The organism is Candidatus Krumholzibacteriia bacterium (assembly GCA_035649275.1).
Classification (GTDB): domain Bacteria; phylum Krumholzibacteriota; class Krumholzibacteriia.
The window spans coordinates 1-2,397 of sequence record DASRJW010000132.1 but is presented as its reverse complement, the minus strand read 5'-3'; the positions used below and the strand labels follow the sequence as shown (position 1 = coordinate 2,397).

Here is a 2,397-nt window from a genome sequence, read left to right as displayed (position 1 = left end):
TGCTCCTCGATTACAAAGTGGTGGTGTGGAGTGTCCGAAGCGGGAGCACCGGCAGCTCGGGCCTGCGCCGGACGGCGCAGTTCTTCGATCCCTTCCCGAGCCGCAACCAGAACAGCGGCAGGAATTTCAACATCCTGAACGTCTATTTCGCCAACGGCGGCAAGTTGTGGATCAACGGTCTCCTCCCTGCGAAACAGCTGTGGCCCGACGAGCGCGATTTCGGGAGCCAGGGCCAACCCGTGAACGTGACCTGCTGGGACGATCCCCTCGATCCTCATCCCGGGATCGATTCGGTCGGGACCACGAGCCTTCTCTACAAGCTGGGCGTCGAGATGTTCGATGTGGGGACGGCCTTTGGCGGGCCGCGCCAAACGGCCAGCCACTGGTGCTACGGTCTGCAGGCGGTGGCGCCAGGAGTTCCCGCCCTGCAGTTGCATTCCAGCTGGGGTCAAGGAGGAACCGGCGGCCGCAACAACGTGGAGATCTACGACATGCCTGGGGCGCTGGCACAGGCGCAGCCGCTGCTCCGACCGCCACTCGGCAAGAGCCGCGTGCTGTACACGTACGTGAGCCACGTGCCCGAGGATTCGCTACAACACATCGTCTACCCCGTGACCGCCGACAAACAGCCGATGTTCCTGGTGACGAAGGCGGCGCCGGACGATCAGCACTACAATCTCGCCCTCTGCGGCTTCGAACCCTACTATCTCGAATCGAATTCGCACGCACGCCTGGTGCAGCATGTGCTCCTGCAAGAGATGGGTCTCGGGCCGACGCCGGTCTTCCTGCGGCAGCTGAGCGCGGTGGCGAGCTCTGGCTCGGTCCGGATTCGCTGGGAGGTGGAGGCTTCCAGTGCTTCCGCCGAATTCCGCCTGCAAGCGAGCGCCGGGGGCGCGGAGTGGACGGTGCCCTTCACCTCTGTCGGTCCGCGAGAGTTCGTTGCCATGGACGAGTCGCCCCATCTCGCCGGCGCCGGGTCGGTGAGGTATTCCCTCTACGCCCAGGAAGCCGGCGCGCCTTGGGTTCTTCTCGGCCAGGAGACGGTGGTGCTCGCAGCGCCGCCTCCCGTCGTGCAGCTCTTGCCACCCCACCCGAATCCGTTCAATCCGCGGGTCATGATTCCTTTCGTCCTTCCAGCGCGACAGCATGTCCGTCTCGCCATCTACGCTCCCGACGGCCGGAGAATCGCGCTCCTCCTCGATGCGATCCGACCGCCGGGATCCGGTTCCGTCTTCTGGGACGGCACCGACGCCCTCGGTCGCCCGGTGGCGTCAGGTCTCTACCTGGCGCGCCTCGATGCCGGTGGTGCGAGTCTGTCGGAGAAGCTTCTCTTGCTGAAGTGAGGGGTTGGAAGATCTCCGGGGCGTCGGACCGCTAGGTCTTCGGAGCCGGACGCCGTGACACGGGCCCGCTCAGGGTGGCGGGCGGATGGCGAGCAAACGGATCTCGGTCATCTCCTCCATGGCGAAGCGGATGCCTTCGCGGCCGAGGCCGCTCTCCTTCACCCCGCCGTAGGGCATGTGGTCCACCCGCCAGGACGGCACCTCGCCGACGAGGACACCGCCCACCTCCAGCACCTCCCAGGCGTGGAGCGCCTTGTAGAGATCCCGCGTGAAGACACCGGCCTGCAAACCGTAGGCGCTGTCGTTGATCTCGGCGAGGGCGGCATCGAAGTCGTCGAAGCGGGATAACACCGCGACGGGGCCGAAGGCTTCGCGACAGGAGAGGTCGGCGTCGCGCGGCACGTTCTCCACCAGCGTCGCTTCGAGGAGCGCGCCGCGCCTGCCGCCGCCGCAGAGCACGCGGGCCCCGCGCCTTGTCGCAGCTTGGATCCAGGTCTCGAGTCGCGCCGCGTCGGCTTCTGAGATCATGGGGCCGAGGAAAGTGTTCTCTTCCTTCGGATCGCCAAGCACGAGAGCCCTGGTCGCCGTCACCAGCTTGTCTCGGAAGGCGTCGTATACGGCAGCGTGCGCCAGGATGCGCTGCACCGAGATGCAGCTCTGCCCGGACTGGTAGAAGGCGCCGAAGACGATGCGCTGCACTGCGTCGTCGAGGTCGGCATCGGCGTCCACGAGCACGGCGGCGTTGCCCCCCAGCTCCAGCGCCACCTTCTTCTTGCCGGCGCGCCGCTTCAGGTCCCAGCCGACGTCCTGGGAGCCGGTGAAGCTGAGGAGCTTGAGGCGTTCGTCCTCCACGAGCGGTGCCGCATCCCGGCCCGGGCAGGGCAAGATGGAGAAAGCGCCGAGCGGCAGATCGGTCTCGGCCAGGATCTCGCCGAGCAACAGGGCGCCGACGGGCGTCCAGCTCGCGGGCTTCAGGATGAAGGGGCAGCCGACGGCGAGGGCGGGTGCGATCTTGTGGGCCGGCAGATTGAGCGGGAAGTTCCACGGCGTGATG

General features: G+C 66.8%; 2 protein-coding genes. One reads left to right on the top strand and one right to left on the bottom strand.

Annotated features, from left to right (window positions below):
* On the top strand, positions 1-1,343 hold a 1,343-nt coding region (locus VFE28_14320), incomplete at its 5' end, for a hypothetical protein (protein ID HZM17173.1).
* 69 nt (positions 1,344-1,412) lie between these two features.
* Here the strand turns inward: VFE28_14320 and VFE28_14315 are convergent.
* Positions 1,413-2,397 (bottom strand): aldehyde dehydrogenase family protein (locus tag VFE28_14315; GenBank protein ID HZM17172.1); only part of this gene is annotated, 985 nt, incomplete at its 5' end.